36 protein-coding genes are annotated in these 24,091 nt (G+C 68.4%); 33 read left to right on the top strand and 3 right to left on the bottom strand.

The annotated features are described in order from the left end of the window. Positions 1-433 precede the first annotated feature (433 nt). Entirely contained in the window at positions 434-1,462 is a 1,029-nt protein-coding gene (locus tag OHB49_RS29100; RefSeq protein ID WP_329163974.1) for a S66 family peptidase, read from the top strand. A 792-nt stretch (positions 1,463-2,254) separates the two neighbouring features. Further along, on the top strand, positions 2,255-3,046 hold the full coding sequence (locus OHB49_RS29095; RefSeq protein ID WP_329166658.1) for an NUDIX domain-containing protein: 792 nt from the start codon (positions 2,255-2,257) through the stop codon (positions 3,044-3,046). Here OHB49_RS29095 and OHB49_RS29090 read toward each other — a convergent pair. Continuing rightward, entirely contained in the window at positions 3,030-4,163 is a 1,134-nt protein-coding gene (locus OHB49_RS29090) for a helix-turn-helix transcriptional regulator (RefSeq protein WP_329166657.1), read from the bottom strand. The genes OHB49_RS29095 and OHB49_RS29090 overlap by 17 nt on opposite strands. 359 nt (positions 4,164-4,522) lie before the next feature. Between OHB49_RS29090 and OHB49_RS29085 the strand changes: the two genes are divergently transcribed. The 11 genes from OHB49_RS29085 (at position 4,523) to OHB49_RS29035 (ending at position 11,043) form a co-directional block, all read left to right on the top strand. Next, on the top strand, positions 4,523-4,864 hold the full coding sequence (locus tag OHB49_RS29085; protein WP_329163973.1) for an SCO3933 family regulatory protein: 342 nt from the start codon (positions 4,523-4,525) through the stop codon (positions 4,862-4,864). Positions 4,865-4,955: 91 nt separating this feature from the next. Next, positions 4,956-6,236 (top strand): FtsK/SpoIIIE domain-containing protein, encoded by a 1,281-nt coding sequence (locus tag OHB49_RS29080; RefSeq protein ID WP_443079675.1) that lies wholly within the window; start codon positions 4,956-4,958, stop codon positions 6,234-6,236. Between the two features lie 78 nt (positions 6,237-6,314). Continuing rightward, positions 6,315-6,488, top strand: coding sequence for a hypothetical protein (locus tag OHB49_RS29075; RefSeq protein ID WP_329163972.1), 174 nt, complete (start codon positions 6,315-6,317; stop codon positions 6,486-6,488). A gap of 79 nt (positions 6,489-6,567) precedes the next feature. Beyond that, positions 6,568-7,245, top strand: a complete 678-nt coding sequence (locus OHB49_RS29070) for a DUF2637 domain-containing protein (protein ID WP_329163971.1) — start codon at positions 6,568-6,570, stop codon at positions 7,243-7,245. Positions 7,246-7,259: 14 nt separating this feature from the next. Continuing rightward, the gene (locus OHB49_RS29065; protein WP_329163970.1) at positions 7,260-7,451 is read left to right on the top strand and encodes a mobile element transfer protein; all 192 of its coding nucleotides are present in this window, start codon (positions 7,260-7,262) and stop codon (positions 7,449-7,451) included. Between the two features lie 18 nt (positions 7,452-7,469). Beyond that, positions 7,470-7,625, top strand: a complete 156-nt coding sequence (locus tag OHB49_RS29060; RefSeq protein ID WP_328920780.1) for a hypothetical protein — start codon at positions 7,470-7,472, stop codon at positions 7,623-7,625. Between the two features lie 23 nt (positions 7,626-7,648). After that, positions 7,649-7,984, top strand: a complete 336-nt coding sequence (locus OHB49_RS29055) for a SpdD-like protein (RefSeq protein ID WP_329163969.1) — start codon at positions 7,649-7,651, stop codon at positions 7,982-7,984. Between the two features lie 89 nt (positions 7,985-8,073). Beyond that, positions 8,074-8,286: a hypothetical protein gene (locus OHB49_RS29050; protein ID WP_329163968.1), complete on the top strand. Its 213-nt coding sequence runs from the start codon at positions 8,074-8,076 to the stop codon at positions 8,284-8,286. Between the two features lie 137 nt (positions 8,287-8,423). Continuing rightward, positions 8,424-9,704 (top strand): replication initiator, encoded by a 1,281-nt coding sequence (locus tag OHB49_RS29045; RefSeq protein WP_329166655.1) that lies wholly within the window; start codon positions 8,424-8,426, stop codon positions 9,702-9,704. After that, positions 9,701-9,889 (top strand): helix-turn-helix domain-containing protein, encoded by a 189-nt coding sequence (locus OHB49_RS29040; protein WP_328627921.1) that lies wholly within the window; start codon positions 9,701-9,703, stop codon positions 9,887-9,889. The genes OHB49_RS29045 and OHB49_RS29040 overlap by 4 nt, the downstream gene beginning before the upstream one ends. After that, on the top strand, positions 9,889-11,043 hold the full coding sequence (locus OHB49_RS29035) for a tyrosine-type recombinase/integrase (RefSeq protein WP_329163967.1): 1,155 nt from the start codon (positions 9,889-9,891) through the stop codon (positions 11,041-11,043). Before OHB49_RS29040 ends, OHB49_RS29035 begins: the two co-directional genes overlap by 1 nt. 271 nt (positions 11,044-11,314) lie before the next feature. Here the strand turns inward: OHB49_RS29035 and OHB49_RS29030 are convergent, their stop codons facing one another. Further along, entirely contained in the window at positions 11,315-12,250 is a 936-nt protein-coding gene (locus OHB49_RS29030) for a tyrosine-type recombinase/integrase (RefSeq protein ID WP_329163966.1), read from the bottom strand. A gap of 722 nt (positions 12,251-12,972) precedes the next feature. Then, entirely contained in the window at positions 12,973-13,353 is a 381-nt protein-coding gene (locus OHB49_RS29025; RefSeq protein WP_329163965.1) for a helix-turn-helix domain-containing protein, read from the bottom strand. A 265-nt stretch (positions 13,354-13,618) separates the two neighbouring features. Here OHB49_RS29025 and OHB49_RS29020 point away from each other — a divergent pair, with 265 nt between their 5' ends. From OHB49_RS29020 to OHB49_RS28925, 20 genes are all read left to right on the top strand, one after another. After that, positions 13,619-13,921: an XRE family transcriptional regulator gene (locus OHB49_RS29020; protein ID WP_327246591.1), complete on the top strand. Its 303-nt coding sequence runs from the start codon at positions 13,619-13,621 to the stop codon at positions 13,919-13,921. Then, positions 13,905-14,132: a helix-turn-helix transcriptional regulator gene (locus OHB49_RS29015; RefSeq protein WP_327246590.1), complete on the top strand. Its 228-nt coding sequence runs from the start codon at positions 13,905-13,907 to the stop codon at positions 14,130-14,132. The genes OHB49_RS29020 and OHB49_RS29015 overlap by 17 nt, the downstream gene beginning before the upstream one ends. An 86-nt stretch (positions 14,133-14,218) precedes the next feature. Further along, entirely contained in the window at positions 14,219-14,587 is a 369-nt protein-coding gene (locus tag OHB49_RS29010; protein WP_329163964.1) for a hypothetical protein, read from the top strand. Beyond that, the gene (locus tag OHB49_RS29005) at positions 14,584-14,985 is read left to right on the top strand and encodes a hypothetical protein (RefSeq protein ID WP_329163963.1); all 402 of its coding nucleotides are present in this window, start codon (positions 14,584-14,586) and stop codon (positions 14,983-14,985) included. Before OHB49_RS29010 ends, OHB49_RS29005 begins: the two co-directional genes overlap by 4 nt. Further along, positions 14,982-15,362 (top strand): hypothetical protein, encoded by a 381-nt coding sequence (locus OHB49_RS29000; RefSeq protein WP_329163962.1) that lies wholly within the window; start codon positions 14,982-14,984, stop codon positions 15,360-15,362. The genes OHB49_RS29005 and OHB49_RS29000 overlap by 4 nt, the downstream gene beginning before the upstream one ends. Next, the gene (locus tag OHB49_RS28995; RefSeq protein ID WP_329163961.1) at positions 15,359-15,520 is read left to right on the top strand and encodes a hypothetical protein; all 162 of its coding nucleotides are present in this window, start codon (positions 15,359-15,361) and stop codon (positions 15,518-15,520) included. The genes OHB49_RS29000 and OHB49_RS28995 overlap by 4 nt, the downstream gene beginning before the upstream one ends. Next, positions 15,517-15,939: a hypothetical protein gene (locus OHB49_RS28990; RefSeq protein WP_329163960.1), complete on the top strand. Its 423-nt coding sequence runs from the start codon at positions 15,517-15,519 to the stop codon at positions 15,937-15,939. The genes OHB49_RS28995 and OHB49_RS28990 overlap by 4 nt, the downstream gene beginning before the upstream one ends. Beyond that, the gene (locus OHB49_RS28985) at positions 15,936-16,190 is read left to right on the top strand and encodes a hypothetical protein (RefSeq protein ID WP_329163959.1); all 255 of its coding nucleotides are present in this window, start codon (positions 15,936-15,938) and stop codon (positions 16,188-16,190) included. Before OHB49_RS28990 ends, OHB49_RS28985 begins: the two co-directional genes overlap by 4 nt. Then, positions 16,187-16,423, top strand: coding sequence for a hypothetical protein (locus tag OHB49_RS28980; protein ID WP_329163958.1), 237 nt, complete (start codon positions 16,187-16,189; stop codon positions 16,421-16,423). Before OHB49_RS28985 ends, OHB49_RS28980 begins: the two co-directional genes overlap by 4 nt. Then, on the top strand, positions 16,420-16,653 hold the full coding sequence (locus tag OHB49_RS28975; RefSeq protein ID WP_329163957.1) for a hypothetical protein: 234 nt from the start codon (positions 16,420-16,422) through the stop codon (positions 16,651-16,653). The genes OHB49_RS28980 and OHB49_RS28975 overlap by 4 nt, the downstream gene beginning before the upstream one ends. Then, complete coding sequence (locus tag OHB49_RS28970; RefSeq protein WP_329163956.1) at positions 16,650-16,853, top strand: hypothetical protein; 204 nt, start codon at positions 16,650-16,652, stop codon at positions 16,851-16,853. The genes OHB49_RS28975 and OHB49_RS28970 overlap by 4 nt, the downstream gene beginning before the upstream one ends. Positions 16,854-16,906: 53 nt before the next feature. Continuing rightward, positions 16,907-17,113, top strand: a complete 207-nt coding sequence (locus OHB49_RS28965; protein WP_327246582.1) for a hypothetical protein — start codon at positions 16,907-16,909, stop codon at positions 17,111-17,113. Next, a complete protein-coding gene (locus tag OHB49_RS28960) occupies positions 17,110-18,030 on the top strand; it encodes a hypothetical protein (protein WP_329163955.1) in 921 nt (306 codons plus the stop codon). Before OHB49_RS28965 ends, OHB49_RS28960 begins: the two co-directional genes overlap by 4 nt. Next, positions 18,030-19,172, top strand: a complete 1,143-nt coding sequence (locus OHB49_RS28955) for a recombination directionality factor (protein ID WP_329163954.1) — start codon at positions 18,030-18,032, stop codon at positions 19,170-19,172. The genes OHB49_RS28960 and OHB49_RS28955 overlap by 1 nt, the downstream gene beginning before the upstream one ends. Then, a complete protein-coding gene (locus OHB49_RS28950; RefSeq protein ID WP_329163953.1) occupies positions 19,169-19,873 on the top strand; it encodes a 3'-5' exonuclease in 705 nt (234 codons plus the stop codon). Before OHB49_RS28955 ends, OHB49_RS28950 begins: the two co-directional genes overlap by 4 nt. Then, complete coding sequence (locus OHB49_RS28945) at positions 19,870-20,511, top strand: hypothetical protein (protein ID WP_329163952.1); 642 nt, start codon at positions 19,870-19,872, stop codon at positions 20,509-20,511. The genes OHB49_RS28950 and OHB49_RS28945 overlap by 4 nt, the downstream gene beginning before the upstream one ends. Beyond that, complete coding sequence (locus OHB49_RS28940; protein WP_329163951.1) at positions 20,508-20,762, top strand: hypothetical protein; 255 nt, start codon at positions 20,508-20,510, stop codon at positions 20,760-20,762. Before OHB49_RS28945 ends, OHB49_RS28940 begins: the two co-directional genes overlap by 4 nt. Then, on the top strand, positions 20,759-21,133 hold the full coding sequence (locus tag OHB49_RS28935) for a hypothetical protein (RefSeq protein WP_329163950.1): 375 nt from the start codon (positions 20,759-20,761) through the stop codon (positions 21,131-21,133). The genes OHB49_RS28940 and OHB49_RS28935 overlap by 4 nt, the downstream gene beginning before the upstream one ends. Positions 21,134-21,135: 2 nt before the next feature. Further along, positions 21,136-21,963 carry a YfdQ family protein gene (locus OHB49_RS28930; RefSeq protein WP_329163949.1) on the top strand — a complete coding sequence of 276 codons (828 nt, stop codon included), beginning with the start codon at positions 21,136-21,138 and terminating at the stop codon, positions 21,961-21,963. A 319-nt stretch (positions 21,964-22,282) separates the two neighbouring features. Then, complete coding sequence (locus OHB49_RS28925) at positions 22,283-24,085, top strand: AAA family ATPase (RefSeq protein WP_329163948.1); 1,803 nt, start codon at positions 22,283-22,285, stop codon at positions 24,083-24,085. Positions 24,086-24,091 lie beyond the last annotated feature (6 nt).

Here is a 24,091-nt window from a genome sequence, read left to right as displayed (position 1 = left end):
AGAAGGTACTGATGGTTATCGCGCTCGTTCTATGGCTACTGCTGCCCGTCGCCTGGGCGGCGCTGCCCTGGCTGCCTCCGAACCGGACGTTCGGCTGCTTCGTGGCAGCGGCGCAGCTGATGCTGTCCGTAGCGGCCCTCTCCGTCGGAATGCCGGCGGATAATCTGCCGGCATGGTTCCTCATTCCAGGGCTGGTCTCCTCTGTGGCGCGACTGGCGTCTGTGCCCTTGATTCGCCCGAGGAAAGGATAAGCAACGCCGTCAGGCGATGATCTCGACCGGGGAGAAACCGAACTGCGACACCCGCTTTAGGAGTTCGAGCGGGCGAGCCTTGGGGAGCAGCCAGCGGGGAAGGGTGGTCCCCAGGGTCGGTCTGATGCGCGACGTGGTAACTCGTTATCGCGTCGGAGTATCGTCGTGGCAGAATCCGGCGCATGTCAGTTCGATACCCGCGCCCTCTGCGCCCCGGCGACCGTGTAGGCACCACTTCTCCCTCGAGCGGAGTCGCGAAGGAGATGCGCGAGCGCCTCGATGTGGCGATTCACGATGTGGAGGCGCGAGGGTACGAGGTCGTCGTCGGCCAATGTATGGACGGTTCTGGGCATGTGAGCGCTCCGGCCGCTGACCGCGCTCGCGAGCTGATGGCGATGCTGACGGATCCCGACATCAGGGCCGTGGTCCCGCCGTGGGGCGGAGAGACAGCAATCGATCTACTGCCCCTGCTCGACTGGGACCGCTTGCGTGAGGCCGAACCGACTTGGCTCGTTGGCTACTCGGACCTGTCGACCATCCTCACGCCGCTCACTCTCCTCACCGGGACGGCGACCGTACACGGCAACTGCCTTATGGAGACTCCCTACCGAGTGCCCGAAGGGCTCTCCTCGTGGCTCGACATCACCACCGCGCCACTGGGGCACCGGTTCACCCAGACTCCGCCCGAACGCCACCGAGCTGCGGGCCGGGACGACTTCCGGGCCCATCCCGAGGTACGGGAGTTCACCCTCGACACCCCCGGCAGGTGGACCAGGCTGGACGGCGACGGCGACGTAGAGGTCGAAGGCCGCCTCATCGGAGGCTGCATCGAGACGCTGTGCAATCTTGCGGGGACACCCTACGGGGACACCACGGCATTCGCTCGCGCGCACGCGCCGGAAGGACTGCTCGTGTATGTCGAAGCAGCAGAAGACAACGCCTTCACGATCTGCCGGAACCTGCACGGGATGAGGCTGGCGGGCTTCTTCGACAAGGCCAACGCGGTCATCGTCGGTCGAACCTCCGCGCCCGGCGGCAGCTCCCTCACGCAGCATCAGGCCGTGCTGGACGCACTCGGGGTGCTGGACGTGCCGATCATCGCCGATGTCGAGTGCGGTCACGTCCCGCCGTACCTGCCCATCGTCAACGGAGCGCGCGGCCGGATCGTACACACCTCGACCCGCAGCGAACTCACCCAAACCCTGGACTGACTCGCCCGGGAGATAACCCGGGGTGGGCTTCGGAGCAGCACAGCGTGACCGGCCAAACAGCCCAAAGCCTCTATTACGCCATCAGCGGCATGTCACACGCCATCAGGCAGGGTGGCTCCCAATCTCGCCGCCGAAGCAGTGGCTCTCGCTCTCACTGCCCCAGTGGCTCTTCTTCACCTTGTTGAAAACAGGCCTGGCGGTCATCCTCGTCCGCGCTCGATGACCAAAGAGACAGGACCTAAACTTGTCCGCCCCCCACCTAACCCACCACTGACCCCAGCTTCCATCCCGTCCGCCTTCGGCCCACACATCGTGGAGCGGGCGTGGTTCAGGGCGTCAAGGTGGAGCGCGCCACTGTACGAACGACCTTGACGCCCTGGGCCGCGACTGCTCGGCTCTGCCTGGGTCGAAGGTGGTCGGGATGGGAGCCCCACGACGCTCGCCACGATCCGGCCGGCACTCGCGAACGGCGCCCCGACCCATCCCGGAGTCTGAGCGCCCCCGCCGGAGGCATGTCTTGTGCCTTTCGTTTCCCTTCGTCGAGGATCTCTCGCTCTAGTTGCGCGACCGGCGTAGCCGGGGCCCAGAGCGGGGCGGAGACTGGAGCGCAGGGCCCCGGCGGTGAGCCGGGGAGCGCGCGACGAGCGGAGCGAGGAGCCTTGAACCCGTAGAGAAAGTTTCTACTCACTCCGCCACCATGGAGAGTTGGCGCGTGATCGTCACCTGTCGATGGTCAGTTTCGACGGCTACGCTGGTGCGAGCCAGATGATGACTCAGGGAGCGTGCCAGGGGATGGGACCGAAGTCGGCGCGGGTGTACCGCACGATTCGCGAGTGGGTTGCGTCGGGGAAGTTGCAGCCCGGCGAGAAGCTGCCCTCTGAGCGCACCCTAGAGAAAGACCTCGACATCGGCAGGACCCAACTCCGCACGGTGCTGGCCAAGCTCGTCGCGGAGAAGGTGCTTGAGTCGTACGCCCGCAGCTCCTACCGGGTGCCATCCCATGACGTGAGCATCGAGCGGCCGGACGACTTGGAGCCGTGGCAGATTCATGGCGAGCGGACGGTCTACGACAACCGCTGGGTGAAGCTGACGCTTGTCGACGTCGAGCCGCCGGGTGTCGAGCGCTTCGAGCATCACGTCGTACGGCTCCATCACGTCTCGATCGCCGCGGTCCTCGATGACCAAGACCGCGTGCTCATGCTTTGGCGCTACCGGTTCGTCGCCGATAAGTGGGGCTGGGAGCTTCCCGGCGGCATCGTGGATGAGGGCGAGGACGCTCGGACGACGGCGCTCCGTGAGGTGGAGGAAGAGACCGGCTGGCGGCCTGACTCCCTGGATCACGTGGTCACCTTTCAGCCCATGATCGGCATGGTCGACTCGCCACATGAGATCTACGTCGGCAAGGGCGCACAGCATGTAGGCGACCCCACCGACATCGAGGAAGCCGGGCACGTCGCATGGGTGCCGCTCTCGGATATTCCGGGGCTGATGGCGAGGGGTGAGCTGATGGGCTCTGGCACGTTGGTTGCTTTGCTGCACCTGCTCGCTTCTCGCGGAGAAGGTGCGCCTACAGCTTCTGCGTGAGTTGCTCGATACGTCGGCGGTGACGCACGGACCCGGTCCGGTTTGCCAACAAGCGCGCCTGCTGTAGGTGCGTCTGCGCCTCGGCATGCTCCTCACGCGCAAGGTGCGCCTGGGCAAGGTCGCAGCGCAGACCTGACGTGGCACGGATGAACGTCGGGTCCGCACTGTCCAGCGCCTCGTACAGGCTACTGAGCGCGTCGTCGTCTCCGAGCAGCGCAAGTGCGTTTCCGCGCCATCGCGCCAGATGGCCACCGTTCAGGAAGATGCTCAGCATGTCTGGGTCGCGGGCTTCTTCGCCTTCGGGGAGGCAAGCGGCGGCTCGGTCGAGTGCCTGTCGGCAGTCATCCGGCATCCCGGCCTTGGCGCAGAGCTCCGCCTCGGCCGCGTACAGCCATGCCCGCAGTCTTGGCGACATCTGCTGACCGCCCAAACGCTGAGCCTCGCGTACGAGAGCTACCGCCGTCTCGGGGCGGCCTGCTTCGTTGAGTACGTATGCCTGCTCCGCCGTGGCATGGGCGAGGTACATCGGCTCACCAGCTTCCTGAGCGGCGCGCTTCCCTAACTCGTAGTTCCGCCAGGCCCGTTCGACTCCCCCGGCGTCGAGTGCTTGCCAGGCAGCGAGGGTGGAAGCTCCGGCCAACGCCAGAGCGACGGGTCGACGTGTCTCGGGGAGCACTGCGAACGTGAGCGCGTCTTCCAGAGTCGCGAGGTGGCCCGTCATCTGATCTATGAGGGACGCGGCGCCCATCTGGCGATCCTGGGTGCGTAGTAGCTCCGTCTGGTCCATGAATGTCTTCACCATGGTGAGACTGACGCTGCGCGCCGAATCGATCCGGTTGATCAGGTCGTCGTATCCGTCGACCGCGGGGGGCGTCTCTGCGGGAGCCTGCCGGCCGAATAGCTCCTCATCGGTGACACCCAGCACCGGCCGCAGGATTTTCGCGTAGCGCTCGCTGATCGAGCGTCTGCCGTTCTCCCACTCCGAGACGTAGACGCGCAGGCTGGCGGTCGAGCCGATGTCGAGCGCATGCCTTCGTGCGTATTGCTCAAGCTCGTGGATGAGCCGCGCTTGTGACCATTCTCGCGCACCTCTGGCTTCCCGTAGCCGGTTGAGCACCTGCACCGCCGCCCCTGCACCTGGTCCGTCAACTCTTCACAGCAGCATGCCTCACGTCGGCGCAGGTCGGCAGGGGTTAACACCGACGTTAACGAGATCGCGGTGAACCTCTGTTGGCTACCGGCCAGTTGAGCGAGGCGCTTCTCTAGAAGGGTCACAGCAAAGCGAGTTGAGACGGCCAACCGCATCAACCGCTTGACATCTGGTGCGCACCAGATGCAACCTGTTGGTGCGCACCAGATGGGAAAGCGAAAAGCCCCGCGGCTGCTGCCGGCAGGGCTCGAAGAACTCAAACGCAGGAAGCGGCGCCCTACCGCCAAGCAAGTCGCCGCTTCCGCCCCTACAAGGGAGCTTCCATCATGTCATCGTTCAAGATTGATCTTTCGAGCGCCGTTGTGTTCGTCGCGGTGGAGCCGAAGCTCAAGGTGATCAACAAGGAGACGGGCGAGATCGCGGTCGACCGCGAGACAAAGGCCAAGATGATGACGGTCGGCCTGACGATCGCGGACGAGGGTGAGGCAAACCTCTACACCGTCTCGATCCCGGAGACGGGTATCCCGGCCGGCGTCACGCTGGGGATGCCGGTCAAGGTCGTCGGTCTCAAGGCTCGTGACTGGGAGAACACGTTCAACGGTGAGAAGCGGTTCGGTATCGCGTTCCGCGCCGTCGCTCTGGTCACCCCGTCCAACGCCAAGGCCTGATGCCGTGTCGGGAAATGCCCTGGTGATCGTGGGTGTGCTCGTGGTCGCCGCAGTGCTGGTTCTGCGGTCGAAGCGTCCGGCCTGGTACTGGATGACATTCGGCGTCGTCTTCGCGATGGTGCGGGTGTCCTTCCGGTACGCGTCGGTCATGGATGCGTGCGGGCTGACGGTTCCGCCGTCCCGGCTGCGGCTGACGTGGGCGAGGATGACGAACCGCCCGGCCCCGGACTCCCGTCCGCCGCGGATCTTGCGGATGCGGCCGACCCGTACCGGCCTGGTGCTGCGGCTGAAGATGCGTCCCGGTCAGGATGCGTTCGACTTCACGGCGTCCACGGACCGGCTGCGGCACTCGTTCGCCCTGCAGGCCATCACCTCGCGTGAGATCAAGTCGGGTGTCATCGAGTTACGGATGACCGGATACGACGTACTCAAGCGGGTCCAGATGCCCACCAAGGCAGTTCGGGAAGGGCTGCGGGTCCCGGTCGCGCTCCGGGAGGACGGAGCAGTCCACTACCGCGACTACCAGGAAGTCCCGCACTCCCTGAACCTCGGCGCGACCAAGTCCGGGAAGTCCGTCTACCAGCGGCAGTTGGTCAAGGAGCTCGCGCCGCTCAATGTCGCGCTGGTCGGGATCGACTGCAAGGAAGGAGTAGAACTCGCTCCGCTCGCCCGCCGGTTCTCTGCCCTGGCCGACAACCCCGATGATGCTGCCGATCTGCTGGAAGCACTCGTGGCCCGGATGGCCGACACATACCAGGTGATCCGCAGCGAACAGCGCATCAGCGCCGACACCCCGGACGGGGAGATCACTGCCGACATCTGGGGGCTCCCGGATGATCTACGGCCGGTCCCGGTCGTCCTCCTCGTCGATGAGGTCGCGGAACTCGCCCTGTTCTCCACCTCGGCGGAGAAGAAGCGGCGGGAGCGGATCGTCACCGCCCTGGTCCGCCTCGTCCAGCTCGGCCGTGCAGCGGGAATCTACGTGGAGATCTGCGGGCAGCGCTTCGGCGCCGAACTCGGGGACGGGATCACCATGCTCCGGGCCCAGCTGACCGGCCGCGTCTCGCACCGGGTCAACGATGAAGCCTCCGCCAAGATGGCGTTCGGCGACATCTCCCCCGATGCGGTGCTGGCCACGACACAGGTCCCCATCGAACGCCCCGGCATGGCCGTGGCCGGTGACTCCTCCGGGGGCTGGGTCCGCATCCGCACCCCCTTCACGACGCTGCGCCAGGCCGTGACCGCCTGCAATGCGCACGCGCACCGCACGCCGGCACTCGATGGACTTGCCGCGTTCCGGCCGGTCCTGCCGGACGCGTCCCTGGTCAAGGTCCCGGCCCCGGCCCCGGCCAGCACCCCCGCCACGACCTGACCCACCTCTCACCCCACGGTCGGCGCGACCGCCTCTCGCGCCAAGTCCCTACCCCCGCCATGCCCAAGGGAGGACGCCATGCCCGCCGCGAAGCGGACTCGCACCGCGCGAGAGAAGCCGTGTCCGGACTGCAAGAGGGCCGGTCAGGTCTCCGAGTCCGTCCAGGTCGGAGGCCGCAAGAAGCGCGATTCCGCCGACCGGCAGGAAGCCCTGTGCCTGACCTGCTTCGGCACCGGCCACGCCCCCGAGTAGATCCCCGCCGGGACCGGGCGGCAGGACATGGATCCCCGCCCGGCCCCGGCCTCAACACCCAAGCGAAGGGGGTGAAGACATGACCCGCTCGATCCGCCCGGACGCCGTCCTCGTGCAAGCCGTGATCGCCGGTGCCCTGTCCTTCGCCCACCTGCACGACATCGCCGCGGCAGCCGGACAAGACGGCTGGAAGGCCTGGGCCTACCCCATCTCCGTCGACCTGCTCCTCGTCGCGGCCTGGCGGCGCCTGCGCATCCTCCGCACCACCGGCGAGCCGACCCGCGCCGCATGGACCTGGTTCACCGTCGCACTGGCCGCATCCCTCGGCGCGAACATCGCCACCGCCGGACTCCTCGACCTCACCGACGTCCCCGCCTGGCTCCGCATCCTCGTCGCCGGATGGCCCGCCCTCGCCTTCCTCGGCGGAACCCTCCTCGTCCACACCCCCGCCGCTGAGCCGGACACCGCCCCGGATCCCGGTCCCGCGGCGGCCCCAGCAATCGTGCCGGCCGAATTCGCCCCCGAACCGACACCCGAACCTGAGCCGCTCCCGGACGCGGTCGAAGCTGCCGAGCCTGTCCCCCCGCTGCCCGCTCCGCCGCCCATGGACGTTCCGCCCGCTCTGGTCGACCACGCCCGCAAGCTCGCCGACGCGTACCGCTCCGCGACCGGCCACCCGATCGACGCCGACACCCTGCGCGACCGCCTCGGCCTGCCCGGCCCGATGGCCGCCCAGCTCGCTACGCACCTCGCCTGACAAGGAGGCCCGTGATGGCTGCCCGTGACTTCTTCCACTCCGTGATGCGGATCGGCCCGGTGCAGATCGGCACCCACCGCGACCGCAACGGCCGCACCAAACACGCCACCGCCTGCGGCAACGACAACTGCGGCTGGTCCGCCGACTACTCCAGCCAGTCCGCCGCCCAGCTCGCCGCCCGCACCCACCGCTGCCGCACCCACTGACCGAAAGGACCGCCCCCCATGGACGTCCCTCTCTGGCTCGCCCTGATCGTCGTCGGCTGGCTCGGCATCAAGCTCTTCCGTCCCCCGGCCTGGCTCGTCGCCGTGCTCCTCCTCGGCGGCTACCTCCTCGCCGACAGCCTCCTGGCCCCCGTCATCGACACCGCCGTCAAGTAACCCGCCCGAAGGGAGAACACACCATGATCCGCCCCCGCATCCCGGTCAACCCGCTGCCCACCGGCATCGTGACCCCGCTCATCACCACCGCCCCGGCTCCGGTCGAGCAGCACCCCACCGCGGCCTGCGCCTGCCAGCACACCATCCCGGCGCCCGTCGCTCCGGCCGCTTCCGGGCCAACGGTACGGCTGTCCCCGGCCGGTGTTCTCGCGGTAGTCGGCGGTGGCGCTGCCGTCGTACTCGTCGTCGGCGCGGTCCTGGTCTCGATGCTGCTGGCCGTCGCCATCACGGGCGCGTCGGTCGCCGTCTGCGCGGTCGTCCTGCGCTCCCTGCTCAACAACCCGCCCCGCCAGCGTTAACGGGCCCTCCAGGCGGCCTCAACCGCCAAGTCTCCGCCGCCCGGAGAGCCCATCCCTCACCGATCCAACAACCGGAAGGAAGCAACATCATGCCCCAGCACAGCCATGTCCCGGCCCGCATCTGCCCGGCCTGTGACGGCTTCGCCTCCGTGGCCATCACCCTCGGGGGCCGCGACCGCAACGGCAACCGGCGCACCATCACCGCCCACTGCCGCACCTGCCACGGCACCGGCACCGGCACCACCCCGCCCCTGCGCACCCTCCTCGACACCGCAGCCACCGCCGCCTTCACCCACCGCTGACCCCGCCGCCGGGACACCGCCCAGCCTTCGGGCCCGGCGTCCCGGCCTCTGCCCTTTGAGAGGAGGACTCCAAAGTGACCACGACGACCGCACCGCCCCCGGTGGGCGACCTCGCGTTCCTCGCCAGCCTGGGGACCATGCCCGGCCTCATGCGCCAACTGCGTGGCCTCGGCGGCTGCACCACCCCCATCCGCCTCGACGGACAGCGCACCGACATCCACCCCGCCACCGGCGAAATCCTCGGCGAGCTCCACTCCTCGGATCTGCCCGCCGGGAACCTCCTGGTCCGCTGCAACAACCGCCGCGCCACCCGCTGTGCGGCCTGTGCAGAGACCTACCGACGCGACACCTACCAACTCATCACCGCCGGACTCCGCGGCGGCAAAGGCACCCCCGAACAAGTTGCCACCCACCCCCGCGTGTTCGCCACCTTCACCGCCCCCAGCTTCGGCCCCGTCCACAACCAACCCGCCTCCGGCCGCTGCCGCTGCGGCACCCAGCACCCCGACGACGCACCGCAGTTAGGCACCCCGCTCGCTCCTACCGCCTACGACTACGAAGCAGCCGTGCTGTGGAACGCGCACGCCTCGAAGATCTGGTCCCGCTTCTCCATCTACCTGCGCCGTGAAGTTGCCAAGCGCGCCGGGCTCTCCCAACGCGCCTTCGCCGACCACGCCCGCGTCTCCTTCGCCAAGGTCGCCGAGTACCAGCGCCGCGGCGCCATCCACTTCCACGCCGTGATCCGGCTCGACGGCCCCGACGGCGGCGACACCCCACCCCCGGCCTGGGCCACCTCCGACCTCCTCGCCGACGCCATCCGCGCCGCCGTCACCGCTGCCGACGTGCCCGGCCCCGTCATCGACGGCCGCGCCCACACCTTCACCTTCGGCCGGCAACTCGACATCCGCCCCATCCGCACAGCCGACTTCGACGGCGGCACCGAACTCACCGAACGGGCCGTCGCGGCCTACATCGCCAAGTACGCCACCAAAGGAGCAGAGACCGCGACCGGCACCCTCGACCGCCCCATCAAGTTCCTCGCCGAACTCGCCCGCATGCCCCTCACCGACCACGCCCGCCAGATGATCCGCACCGCCTGGACCCTCGGCGCACGCACAGACCTCGCAGAGCTCCGACTCCGCGCGTGGGCCCACATGCTCGGCTTCCGCGGCCACTTCTCCACCAAGACCCGCCGCTACTCCACCACCCTCGGCGCCCTTCGCGCCGCCCGCGCCGAATGGCGACGCCTCCAAGCCGTCATCGCCCGCGGTGACGAAACCCCCGTGCCGGCCGACCCGGACAGTGACGAGACCACCCTCGTCCTCGCCCACTGGAGCTTCGCCGGAACCGGCCTCACCCGCGGCGAGGAATGGCTCGCCGCCTCCATCACACCCGACCCGGAAGGAGCCGCAGCATGACCACCGCCACCGCCGAACTGCTGACCGTGCCCGAGGTCATGGCGCGGCTCAAGCTCGGACGCTCCACGGTCTACGACCTGATCCGCTCGCGCCGACTGACTTCGATCACCATCGGCCGGTCCCGGCGCATCCCCGCAGACGCCGTGCGGGACTTCATCGTCCACGAGATCGAGGAAGCGGCCTGATGCCATCCCAGCGCAAGCGCAACCCGAATGGTGCGGGCACCATTACCAAGCGCAAGGACGGCCGGTATCAAGCCGCGGTCTACGTCCTCCAGCCGGACGGCACCCGCGCCCGGAAGTTCGCCTACGGCAAGACCTGGGCAGAGTGCGACGCCAAGCGCCGCGAACTGCTCGACAAGGTCGACCAAGGCGTCCCCGTGCCCACCCGTTCGGCCCGGCTCTCCGAGTGGCTGCCCTACTGGCTCGACAACATCATCAAACCGCGCCGCAAGCGCACGACGTACGCGAAGTACGAGACTCACGTCCGGCTCTACCTGGTGCCCATGCTCGGGTCTAAGCGCCTCGAATCACTGAGCGTTGCCGATGTCCGACGCTTCCTCGTCCGCCTGGAGCAGCAGACCACCGCGGCAACCGCGAAGGAATCGCACCGGGTGCTGCGCACCGCTCTGACCGCTGCCTGCCGGGAAGAGCTCGTCTTGCGGAATGTGGCGACCCTCGTCGAACCGCCCTCGGCCGAGGCTCGGGAGCTGTCGCCCTGGTCACTGGACGAGACGCTGACGTTCCTCGACTCTGCCCGAAAGGACCCGCTGTACGCGGCCTTCATGCTCGCCATCGCGCTCGGCTTCCGCCGTGGTGAGGTCGTGGGGCTCCGCTGGGAAAACCTCGACCTCGACAAGCGAGAGATCCGCGTCCGTACCCAACGCCAGCGTGTCCGTGGTGAGGCGTACGAAGACGATCCCAAGGGACGACGCAGGAAGCAGACACTCCCCCTGCCCGCCATCTGCCTCGCTCCCCTGCGCTGGCAAAGGATGCGGCAGACAGCCATGCGCAACGCTGCCGGTGGCCAGTGGAAGGAGACCGGCTACGTCTTCACCACTCGTACCGGCCGGCCGATCGAGCCGCGCAACCTGTACCGCTCGTTCACCAGGGTCGCCGGGACCGCCGGGCTCCGCGTGATCCGGCTACACGACGCCCGCCACGGCTGCGCGACCCTGCTGACCGCTGCCGGGGTGGCTCCCCGCGTCGTGATGGAGATCCTCGGGCACAGCCAGATCGCCGTCACGATGAACGTCTACGCCCACGTCGTCCAGGACACCCAGCGCGAGGCAGTGAGCCACCTGGACCGCATGCTGAAGCGGCGTCCCGGCCGTGAGTGACCGCCCCCGTTGATGTCAAAAGTAGATGTCAAAGGCCCCCAACCGTGATCGGTTGGGGGCCTTTGTACTGGTGGGCGCGGACGGTTTCGAACCGCCGACATCTGCTTTGTAAGATATCGCGTCCGTCTTTCGAGGCTCAGTGAGTCTCGGTGAGGCCCGGTGAGTTGGGGTGTGAGGGTCACTCCCGCCCCGGAGTGAGTCTCGATGAGCCGACGCGCGGACCGGTGAGGGGGTTTTGTGGCCCCAGAGTGGCCGCATGTGGCCCCGAGCCTCATCCGACAGCCCGGAGCGCACGGCCCGCGACCAGCGCCGCACGGACCTCCTCGACCAGCTCGGCACCCGCATGCTGGTACAGCCACGTCACCCGGCCGCCCCGCTCATGGCCCATCACGACCTGAACATCCTTCTCCGGAACGCCCGCGTCTTTCAGTCGCGTCGCGAATGTATGCCGCAGGTCGTGCACCTTCGGCCACCACTCGTTGCGGCCCGTCTCCGGGTTCGTGACCAGACGGGCCAGGCCAGCGGCCTGAATCGCAGGGATCCAGCTGCGCCGGAAGTTCGGCCGAGTGAGCGCTCCCCCGCGCGGGCCCCGAAAGACGAGCTCCTCCTCATGCAGGTTCCGCCCGTCCCCGATCGGGGACTCCGTCGTCGCTGGATCCCACATCTCCATCATGGTCTGCACCGCTTCGACAGCGGCCGGCGTCAGCGGCACCGTGCGGAAACCGGCCTTCGACTTGGGTGCCGCCTTCCGGTAGACCTTCCCCCGGTCATCGATGAGAACTTCCTTCACCTTCATCGTGGCGCTGCCGAGGTCAACGTTGGCAGCCCGGAGGCCGGTGAACTCTCCCCACCGGGTACCGGTCTCCTCCGCGAACACAATCAACGGCTGGTAGTACTCGTTCAGGTGCTGCCGGATCAATGCGCACTGCTCGCGGGTGGGCGGGATCATCTCGTCCGGGTGCTTACTCACTGCCGCGGTGACTTGAATGTCGGCAGTCGGGTTCACCTGAATTCGTCGGTCCCGAAGCGCGGCAACCATCATGTGCCGGAACAGCTCCAGGACCTTTAGCTGTGTCGCCCTGCCCTTTACCTCGTTCGTGATCCAGTCCTGCACCTGGATCCAGGTAATGGAACTCAGCTTGCGCTTGCCCCACTTCGGCTGAACATGGACCGTCCAGGCCGATAGTTTCCTGTTGCGGGTGGTCACGGACTTGATGTTCACCGTAGGCCACCAGACCTCGTACCACTGGTCGACCGTAATGGCCCCACGCTTCGGGTCCTGGTAGGTGCCGGCGTCGAGCGCAGCCTTGACCTTGTTGAGGTGCGTGACCGCTTCCTTGTACGTGTCGAAGCGGGGTCCGCACTGCCTGCCGTCAGCGTCCCGGTACCGGGCCTGCCAGCGACCGAGGCAGTCTCGGCGCGCCTTCCGCTCGCCGTGCTGGCCCGGCGGGTACTCCTCGATGCACAGCTTGCAGCCGCACTCCTTGCTCCTGATCTGCCGCGGGTTGTTCGTCGCTCTACGCGCCACGGAACATCACCTCGTCGCTCCTCCGCTGCTCGGGTACGCGGGGCAGTAAAAAGACGGGTGCCCCGCAGAAGCAGACTGCACCGACAGAGGGCTGCTCGACGGCGAGTTCACGAAGAACAGCCCGTACGACGATGCCCGTGCTCGCAGCGGGGAGCGTTACGGGGAGCGTGATGACGCGGGACTCCGGATCCCATGGATCACGGGAGGTGCCAGACGGAGCAAATTCGACACGGACGCACATGTGACCCCCGATTTACGCAGGCGAGTGGAGTACCTGAGTCGATGGGGGAGCATCGGCCGTACGAACGACCGTACCTCCGGATGGTGGAATACGCGACTACCGATAGGCGTGTTGACGAATCATCATATGCATGGAGTGACGGAGTCCATTTAGTGAAGACTCACGACGCAGACGAACGGTTGCGCTCGACGAGGGCGCGAATCTGGATCTCGGTCATCTCCTGCTGATCCTCGGTAAGTTCACCGATGAGGGCGAGGATCCTCTCACGGGCATCGGGGTCGAGAGGGCCCGGAGTCTTACGGCCGGCGGCTGCGAAGATCTGCGCCTCGGTGAACTTGGGAAATTCGCGGGCGAGGGCGCGCAGCTTCTCCTTGTTGGGGCCGCGCGTGCCACCGCGTTTCCGGTGGACCCATGCGTTCACGGTGGCCGGGGCAACGCCGATGCGGCGCGCGATCTCCGAGTCGCTGACCTTGTACTGGTCCTTGAGACGGGCGATCAGCTGCGCGAGATCCTCGGGCTGCTCCTGCTCCTGGTTTTCCACGGCTCAAGACTGCCTGCGAATCTTCTACTTTTGCAAGTAAAAGTAGAGGCATGGCGGGATCTCGCTACGGCGCGCGACCTCCCCGTCGCGCCCCGTAGACGGTGGCATATGCCGACACTAGGACAGACGTTCGATTGATCGCCACCCCGTAAAGAAACTCACCGAGACTCACCGCCACTCACTTGACCTGACTGACACTGACACAGTAGAAATGTGTCAACGGCGGCACCGAGGCCGCACAGTCACCACCCGGCGCGAGGCCCACATGACCAACCTGATCCGCAAGGGCGAAGGCAAGCCACTCCGCGCAGCAATGAAGCGCAAAGGGCTCTCCGCCGAACAGCTCGCAGCGGCCACCAAGTCGGTGGACGTCACCGGGCGCGGGATCAGCGCAGCAACGGTCTGGAAAGTCACCGGGAGCGGGAGCACCGCCACCACAAAGTGTCGACTCCGCACCGCATGGCTCATGGCCACCGCGATGGATGAACCGCTCCAGGAGCACTTCGACATGCCCACAGTTTCAACCGACACAGTTGAAAGGTCTAGTCCCAATGGCCACTCTCGCTGAACGCACCGAGACGCTCCGCACCGTCGGCCTGGCTCCCCTGCTCACCACCGCTCAGCTAATGGCCCGCTACGGGGTCTCGAACTGGACCGTCAACGAGTGGGTCAAGGACGGGTGCCCCGTCGAGCCCACTCGGTTCCGCGGCCGGCGGTTCGACCTGGACAAGGTCGCCGCCTGGATGGCGGCCGGGCCGCAGCTCGCCGCCACCGCCTGACCCTCCAAAAAAACGAACGGGACGCCGAGCCATGCCGGGCCCGACGCCCCAACGGCACCTCAACACACACAGAAATCGAGGACACCGTGAGCACTCAGATTACCGCCCCGACCGAGCCCGACACCGGCACGGTCCCGCGCAACAGCTACATGGCGGCGCTGTCGCTGGCCGAGACGATCCTCAGTGAGTCGACCGTCATCCCCTCCAGCTTTGTCATCGAGGTGACGGAGCACGCTCCGGCCGATCCCATCATCCGGTTCTACTTCCACCGCGACCCGGCCGCCGTTGCGGAGTTCGCGGACGAGCGGTGGATGAACGTCAGCACCGAGACCCGTAACGACGGGTCGGTGTACACCGAGGCGCAGGGTGCTCCCCGCCGCGGAGTGCGGGTCACGGCGTGGGCACTCATGCCGGCCGAGGTCATCGCGGCTGTTGTTGACGGGGTGGCCGCGTGAACGCCCGCCGAGTGACCGCAGCGTCGGGCGTGATCCACGCGGCACAGAAGACGCGGCAGACCGCGGCGGGTATCGCCATGGCGCTTGAGGCGGCCGGCCTGTTGCAGTCGGCGGCCGAGCTGGTGGAACTGCGGGCCCGTGTCGCCGAGCTGGAGACGGCTGTGGCTCACGCGCTCGCACCGCACGTGAAGTTCGCGGACTCGTCGCACTGCGAGGCCGACAGCGACCCGTGGCCGTGCCCGACCGTGACCACGCTGGCGCCTGCCGGGTGGCCGTTGAGCGACGGCCCGGCGCCGGGCCGTCAGTTCGAGCACCTCGGTTCCCCGGTGGAGGACCCGCACGACTCCCCCCTCCACCACGCGTACCAGCTCGGCCGGGACCTGGACGGTGCGCTGTGAAGAGGACGACCCGAGACGACTACCGCGTCGTCGTCACCCCGCGCCGCCTCGGTGACTTCGGCTGGATGTCCATGTCCGATCGCATGGCCAGCAGCGACCCCGACCGGGACATGCGCGAGCGGTGCGAGGAAATCGCCGCCGCGGTGAAGCGTCACGTCGACAACGTCGGCAGCGTCGAGGTGCAGTTCACCGAGGTCCACACGTGCTCGCACTGCGACCTGACGTGGGAGGTGCTGACCGCCGTCGAGGCGTTGATGGCCTCGCACCGGCAGGACGAGCACAGCGTCGAGGGCGAGCCCGTGTGCTGCGACAAGGCCATCGACGAGTTCCGCGTCGAGCGTGGTCTCCCGCCGGTCCGGTGGGAGGTGACCTCGTGACTGTCCTCGCCATGGTCTGCCTGGCCACCGCGATCTACGCCGCGTCGATGGTCCCGTTCCTGCTGCTGGTCGACGCCGACCACCTCGCCCCCGCCTGCCTGCGCCGCCTGCCGCTCACGGCGGCTGCGCTGCTCCTCATCCTCGGAGGTACCAAGTGAAGATCTTCCGCGCCGCTCGGTTCTTCCGCTTTCTGGCCCGCGTCCGCCCCCAGATCCTCGGCGGTGCGTACACCGGACCGACCCGCGTCAACGTCTCCACCATCCCCGGCGGGGCGGTGCTGCACCTCGACCACTTCCTGTTCTTCACCGTGCTGGAGCTGGCCGAGCGGTTCGCCGAGGACCCCGACGGCATCGGGGCACTGCTCACCGAGATCGACGAATTGGCAAACCCCCGCGAGGACTCGCACGCCGAGCACGAGCGGGACCGGCTCGTCGATGAGCTCCTCGACCAGGTCGGCGGAACGCACCTCCACCTGTACGGGAAGCAGGTGCACCGGGTGGCGGAGCTACTGCTCTCCTCGAACGGCGCGGGCACGGTCGTGGCGCTGCCGTCGCAGCGTGAGGCAGGTGCCGCATGAAGACCCGCGACACCGCCCGCGCGTTCCTCCTCGCCGCCACTGGCGAGGCCCGTCCCGAGTGGCGCACCGCGTTCACCACCGACGGGACCGCCGAGCCCACCGGCATCGCCCCGGTCTGCCCCGACGAGGACCACGACCCGGACGACGGCAGCGTCTACCCCTGCTGCCCGAACCCGGCCATCGAGTGCCTGTCACCCGAGATCGCTGCGCACCTGGCCGAGCTCCTCAACGCGGACCGGGGTGCCAAGTGACCGCCGCCGACCGCCTCGCCCTGCTCCGGGCGACCGCCCGCGACTACAAGGGCGAGCTCACCACCCGCGTCGTACAGCGCCTGTACGCCGAGAAGTTCGGCCCCGGTGACTGGCGCCGCGCCGCCCGCCAAGACCTCACCACCCTCGCCGAGCAGGGCCTCCTCATCTGCGACACCACCGACCCCGGCCGTACCTGCTACCGCTTCAACTACGCCCACGGAGGCCGACTGTGAACGACCTCATCACCCGCCGGGCATGGCTGGCCACCGCAGTCACGGCCGAGCCCACCCCCATCACCACACAGCGCGCCGCGCAGCTGCTCGCCGCATCCCCGTGGCCCACGTCCGGCCGGAACACGGCACGCAAGGACCTGCGGGCACTGACCGCCCGCGGAGTCCTCGCCGCCGACGACATCAACGGCCGCCGCGTCTATCGCCCCACGGATCGGAGCGCCGCCGCATGAGCGAACGCAGCACGTTCGGCGGGACCTGGACCCGCCCCACCCGATCCGGCATCGGCCACTCGCAACGGGAGTTGCAGGACCGCGCCTCGTTCGACCAGGCGCCGGCCGCCGGAGCGTCATGCCTCATCGTCCTCGCCCTCCCCGTCATCGGGCTGGTCATCCTCGCCGCCCTCCTCAACACCGCCGGGGTGATCGCGTGATGGGCCGCCGGGGTCGCCGGGCCGGTGCCCGGCACGCCGACAAAGCCGCGTGGATGCGAAAGCACCCGCTCAAGTGGCTGGAGATCACGACGTACGGATCGGACAACAGCGCCGCCGGGGCCATCGCAGGCATCACCCGCGCCGCGCCCGGCTCACTCATCGCCCGGTTCTACGGCCCGGCCGGTGCTTTCGAGACCCGGACCACCAAGACCGACATGGGCACCACTGTGCACGCCCGCTACATCGGAGGACCCCTGTGACAACCACCGCGCTGGCCGGGGCGAACACCGCCCCGGCCGCCGGCCGCAGGCGCAAGCCTCCGGCCGCACCGCCCACCGGACCCGACCGCATCCCCAAGCCCTCGCAAGGCTGGTACCGCGTGCCCGGCACAGACATCAAGCTGCGCCGTGTCACGACCATCCTCAGCCAGGGATTCCCTAAGCCACAGCTCGTGTTCTGGGCCGCCAACCTCACCGCCACGGACGCCTTCAACACCCTGCCCACCCTCGTCGCGGCATCACGGCGGCCCGCCGAGAAAGAGGCCGCGTACGACTGGCTGCGCAAGGGCCACATCCGTAAGAAGGACGAACGCGGAGAGATCGGCGGCGCCGTTCACGACGTCATCGAGGCGCACGTCCTCGGCACGCCGCTCCCGGAGGAGCTGCTCGCCGACGAGGAACTTGCCCCGTACCTGGAGAACTTCCTCCGGTTCGTCATGGAGTGGGAAGTCACCTTCGAAGCCTCGGAGATGACCGTCGGGAACTTCACCGACGGATGGGCCGGGAAGCTCGACTACCTGTTCCGCTCCCCCCGCATCGCCGCAGCGCTGAAGGTACCCGCCAACACCCTGTTCGTCGGCGACACGAAAACCGGCGGCGAGCTGGACGAGAAGGGTGTCTACCCGGAGGCCGGCGCGCAAATGTCGGCGTACCGGCGGGCCGAGGTGGCGTGGCTGCGGGACGGCACACAGATCCCGATGCCTCTGGCCCACAGCGTCGGCATCGTCCTTCACCTCCGGCCGGAGGGTTACCGGCCGATGCCGCTCAAGTGCGGCGACGACGTATACGCAGCGTTCCTCCACGTTCAGCAGGTCGCCGAGTTCCAACGCGTCCTTGCCAAGTCCGTCGTCGGCGAGCCGCTCACCCTGCCCACCATCACTGAAGAGAGGGCCGCCTGATGCCCATCCTCGACCTCCAGATGCGGATGCGTCAGCTCGGCGAAATCCGTATCGGTCACGCCGTCGACACCGGCCGCACCGACAAGAACGGCAAGCCCATCAAGCGGCCTGCCAAGCTCAACGCGTTCCGCTTCACCAGCCCATCCCGCCAGATCCTCGCGTCCGTCGCCGAGCTGTACGGCGGCGAGGTCAAGCCGTGGACCCCGGCGAACGGCGGCCCGTCGGAGTTCGAGGTCTACTCCACCTCGAACCGGCTGCCCGTCCTCATCCCGCCGCGTGACGCCGTGTCCCAGTGGTACGAGATGTACGCCGGATCCAAGTGCGTGCGCCGATGCGACGGACAGGTCGAGCAGAAGTCCGACCGGCCATGCATGTGCAACCCGGACAAGCGCACCTGCAAGATCACCACCCGCGTCAACATCATGCTCCGCGACGTGCCCGCCCTCGGCCAATGGCTCCTCATCAGCAAAGGGTTCTACGCCGGGGTAACGCTCCCGCCCGCCGCCGAACTCCTCGCGCAGGCCGGCGGATATGTCGCCGGGTGGCTCGGCATGGAGGAGAAACTCGTCGTCGGCGAGGACGGCCCGAACCGGTTCTCTATCCCGACCCTCGATGTGGAGATCACTCCGACCGAGCTGATGGCCGGGAACATCACCGGAGCCCCGGCGGTGGCGTCCGGCCCGGAACGCGTCGCGATCACCGGCGGGCGCCCGGACTACGCGGCACTGGCTGCTGTCGCCAAGACCTCCGAGGCTGTCGCCGACCTGTATCGGCAGGCAGTCGCCGCCAAGCACATGGACAAGGACTTGGCCGCGACGCTCACCTCCCGCGGTGAGGCCCTCAAGCCCAAGCCCACGCCGGAGGACGTCAAGGACGTCACCGACGCGGCAGGAGAGAACGGGTGGGCACCGGAGCCGCACCAGGACGGGCCCGGCGAGGTCATCCATGACGTCGAGGTGGTCGAGGACGACGACGTCGAGGATCTGTGGTTCCGGATCATCGCCGCGGCCGGCGTGCATGGCATGACGACCGCCGAGGTCGAGGCCGAGTTCGCTAAGTCCAACGGCGGGCAGCTCCCGGCCACCGCCACCGCCACCGCGCTCCGCGCGTTCCTCGCCACGTTGAAGGGTGGCCGCGCATGAGCTGGCACCTCGGCCGCATGGCTGGCTTTGACCTCGAAACCACCGGGCCCGACCCGCTCGCAGCCCGCATCGTGACCGCGTGCATCGTCCAGTGCGGCGGCGGGCAACCCGTCGTGTCCGCGGGCTGGCTGACCGACGTCGGCGGGGAGACCATCCCCGACGGGGCCGCACGAATCCACGGCATCACCACCGAGCGCGCCCACGCCGAGGGCGTCCCGCTCGCCGAGGCCGTCGCCGAAATCCTCGCCGGGCTCGCACAGGTCATCCTCGCCGGGACACCGGTCGTCGCGATGAACGCGAGGTACGACCTCACCCTCCTCGACCGCGAGGCCGAGCGGTTCGGCCTCGACCCGCTGCCGAGCGGGCCGGTTGTCGACCCGTTCGTCATCGACAAGCAGGTCGACCGGTACCGGAGCGGCAAGCGCAACCTCACCGCCCTCTGCGCGCACTACGGCGTGCCGATCGGTGACGCGCACTCCGCCGACGCCGACGCCATCGCCGCGTGCCGCGTCGCCTGGAGACAGGGCACCATGCACGCCCCGCTCGCCGCAATGGGGCTGGAACAGCTGCACCGGGCGCAGGTCGAATGGGCAGCCGAGCAGGCCGCATCTCTTCAGGAGCACTTCCGAAAGAAGGACCCGGCCGCCGTCGTCGAGGGCGCCTGGCCGCTCATCCCCCGTCAGCAGGGCGGTGCCCGGTGAGCGCCCCGACCCTGTTCGACACCACTACTCCCGCGGCCGGGCCGACCACCCGCCCGGCCGCGGTGACCCATCGTCCCCTCGTCATCGGCCTGGACGTCGCCATCGGGACAACTGGAGTTGCTGGCCAGGGCTGGACCGACTACATCCACGCCACGGCCGCCACCCTGCACGGCCGGTTCCAACAGCAGATGGACGGCATCGTCTCGTTCATCCGCAACGCCGACCGCGTCGTCATGGAAGGCGCCGCGTTCTCCCGCTCTCACCTCCAAGGCATGGACCAGCTGTCCGCGATGCGGTGGATGGTCCGCCAGGAACTGTGGAAGCGCGGCATCCCGTACGCCATCGTCCCGCCGGACAACCGGACCATCTACGCCACCGGCAAGGCCCGTTGGAAGGACGCGGAGACCGGCAAGAAGCACACCCCGGCGCAGGTCAAAGGCATGGTCCGCGACGCCGTCGCAACCCGGTACGGCGTCGACTGCACCGGCCGGTGGCGGTACGACGAGGCAGACGCGTACGTCCTCCTCGCGATGGCGTACGACCACCTCGGCATGCCGCTCGCCGACGTCCCGCCCACCCACTCACGGTCACTCCCCGGCTGCGACTGGACCGAGTTCGGCAAGGCGCTGGCCGCGTGAGCGCCTACCTCCTGCCGGACGGCCGGCAGATCACCGGGGCCCTCTCCGTCCAGTTCGGCCGCCAGCTCAAGGGCGGCACATGGGCCGAGCTCCCCCGCGCCAAATACGAGTGCCTCGCGTGCCGCACCACGGAGGGCCCCGTCGTCGGAGCAGCCGCCGTCACCGCGTTCGTCCAGACCATCCGCGCCACCCACAAAGCCAACTGCCACCCCACCACCAGCAGCAGCCACCAAGGAGCACAAGCCGCATGAGTAGCAACGTCGACACCGAGTCCGGCGAGATCACCGAGACGGCGCCCGTCGCCGCGTTCCTCGCCAGCCACCTCAACGGGCGCACCGAGGAGGAACTGTCCGCCGAGTTTCACACCCTCCTCGACGCCGTCCGCGCCCACGGAAAGAAGGGCTCCATGACGATCACCATCGTCGTCGAGCCCCCGGCCAACGGCGTTGAGAGCGCGCCGCTCCCGATCGGTGTCGAGTCCGCCGTCAAGGCGCCCAAGCCCACCCCCGTCAAGAGCCTCTATTTCCTCGACAACGACGGCCTGCCCGTCCGCGAGGACCCGCGACAGATCGCCCTCGACTTCCGCACCGCACCCGCCACCAACACCTTTAAGGACGCCTAACCATGAGCTACCCCGACCTCCGCAGCACCACCGGCGAGGCACAGACCATCGTCGACACCGCGCTCCGCACCGCCCCGCCGGCCGAGCTGGAACCCGGCAGGGTCTACGCCTTCCACACCCCGACCGGAGTCCACAAGGTCGACCTCACCGGCGACGACTACCGCGACGCCCCGGCACGCAAGACCGGCATCACCACCGTCCGCGACGCCGACTCCTTCCGTACGTACTTCGACAAGCACAGCGACGTGCACAGCGAGGTCTACGCCGACGCCGACCGCCTCACCGTCACCGCGGTCCTCGACGCCCACCAGCCCGAGGCCCCGCGCTGGAACTCCCACGTCCTCAAGCTCGCCCTCCGCGAAACCGAGGCATGGAAGCAGTGGGCCGCCCTCGACGGCAAGCTCATCAAGCAGGAGCAGTTCGCCGAGTTCATCGAGGACCACCTCCCCGAGCTGCTGGAGCCCGCAGCCGCCGAGATGCTGGAGATCGCGCAGTCGTTCCAGGCCACCTCGAAGGTCGATTTCAAGTCCGGCACCCGACTGGCCACCGGACAGCGGCAGTTCGAGTACGTCGAGACGACGACGGCCAAGGCCGGGCAAAAGGGCCAGCTCACCATCCCGGAGACGTTCACCATCGGCCTCGTTCCGTTCGAAGGGTCCGAGGGCTACAAGCTCACCGCCCGCCTCCGGTACCGCATCGTCGACACCCAGCTCCTCATCGGCTACAAGCTCGACCGCCCCGGCGACATCCGCGACACCGCGTTCCGGGACGTCGTCAACGCGATCGCCGAGCACCTCGACGAGCCCGTCATGAACGGCACCCCCGCCTGATGAGCGGGCGCGCGAGCAGGAAGGGCGGCGACGACTCCCGTTGCCCTTCCTGCTCCGCACCCGTACTGCGGCAGCTGGTCGGCGACCGGGCGGCGCTCACGGTCACCGCGGATCTCCGGTCACTCACACCCGAGCAGCAGGCCGCAGCCCGCACCCCCAACCGCCTCATCTGGTGCCTCAAGACCGGCGGACCCCACAGCAGACCACGGCTCCGCTGGACCGGGCGCAGTCACCCCACCGACTGCCCACACCCCCACGTCACAGACCACCAATGCCCGCCGGCCGAGCCGACCACCCTCTTTTGATCGGAGCCCGCCCCGTGGAGAACGTCCGCCACCTCGAACCGCGCGACCAGGCGGACCCGCACGGCCAGATGCGGGACGACATGGAAGCCGAGTTGGACGTGATCGGCGGCTGCCTGCACAACCCCAGGCATATCCCCTCCGTCCGCACCATCCTCCAGGGCGGCGACTTTGCCCGCCCCGCCCATGAGTTGATCTGGAACGCGCTCGGCCACCTTTACGACACCGGCGCCCCTATCACCCCCGTCGCCCTGCGCATCGAGCTGGAGAGCCGTAAGCAGCTCACCCGCGCCGGGGGCCTCGCCTACCTCGTCCAGGTCGGCGACCACACCGGCGGCGGAGAGCCCGCCTACTTTGCCGAGAAAGTCCGCGCCGCCTCCGACCTCCGCGCAGAGGCCGACCTCGGCCGCCGCATCGTCCAGCAGGCCACCGCCCCCGACGCCGAACCCGGCACCGCCGTCACGTTCATTGATGACTACCTCCAGCGGCAGAAGGAGCGCGCCGCCGGCCGCTCCGGTGACCCCGCTGATGCCCTCCTCGCCGAGCTCCTCGACGCGTCCAGCCTCGACAACATGCCCACCCTGGAACCCCTCGTCGGCGACCTCCTGCACCTCGACACCCTCGCCCGCATCATCGGCCCGTCCGGGCACATGAAGAGTTTCGTAACGATCGACCTCGCCGGGCATGTTGGCACCGGCATGAAGTGGCACGGCCACCACGTCCGGCAGGGCACCGTGGTCTACCTCGTCGCCGAGGGTGCCCGCGGCATCCGCCAGCGCGTCCGCGCGTGGGAGAAGCACTACGGGCAGAAGATGCACGGCGTCCTCTTCCTCCCCCGCCCCGTCCAGGCCCGCGGACCCGAGTGGGACACCCTCATCGAGGCGATGCGCCGCCTCCAGCCCGCAATGATCGTCATCGACACACAGGCCCGCGTGTCCGTCGGCGTCGAGGAGAACTCCAACACCGAGTTGGGCATCGTCATCGAGAGGATGGATGACCTCCGCCGCGCCACAGAGGCCTGCGTGCTCCTGATCCACCACACCGGGCACGTCGGGGAGCACGGCCGCGGCGCCTCCGCCGCCAAGGGCGCGTTGCAGTCCGAGATGCACGTCTCCAAGAAGGGCGACAACGCCAAGAACATCGTCGTGACCATGAAGGTCGGGAAGCAGAAGGACTCCGAGGAGGGCGCCGACCTCCAGTTCGGGTTGAAGGTCGTCACCCTCGACGGCGAGCACAAGCCCGACGGCCGGCCCGTCACCTCCGTCGTCCTCGAATCCCTCGACCAGCGGCCCGACGTCCCCGCGATCGGCACGCCCGAGTGGCTGGTGCGCCGCCTCGACACCGACCGGGTGGACATGCGTTGGGGAGGGCCCCGCGTCATCGAGTGGTGCCGCAGCAGGGGCATTCAGATGCGCAAGGACAAGATCGAAGAGGCCATCCGAATCCGCAAGCGCCGAGGCTCCTTTGAGGAGCTCCAGGATGCCCGAAATGACCTCCCCCCAGACCTCCCCCCTTCAACTTTCAACCAAACTCCCCCGGATCTTGGGGGGACCCCGGGGGAGTTCGACGAAAACCCCAGGTCAAACATCCCCCCACAGACCGGGGGAGGTCAGGGGGATGGCCCATCAAAACCTCCCTCCCCCCGCTCCCCCTCTAGGGAGGGGGGAGGTGTGGGGGAGGACGAGAAAAACACCACCCCCGACACCCCCCTCTGCACCATCTGCGACACCGAACTCCAACCCCTCCGAGCCGAACGCGGCTACACCACACACCTCGGCTGCGACCCCGAAACCGGCAGCCACCCCAACACCGCCGCCTGACCCGAC

The organism is Streptomyces sp. NBC_01717 (assembly GCF_036248255.1).
GTDB lineage: Bacteria > Actinomycetota > Actinomycetes > Streptomycetales > Streptomycetaceae > Streptomyces.
This window is presented reverse-complemented; position numbering and strand designations above follow the sequence as displayed.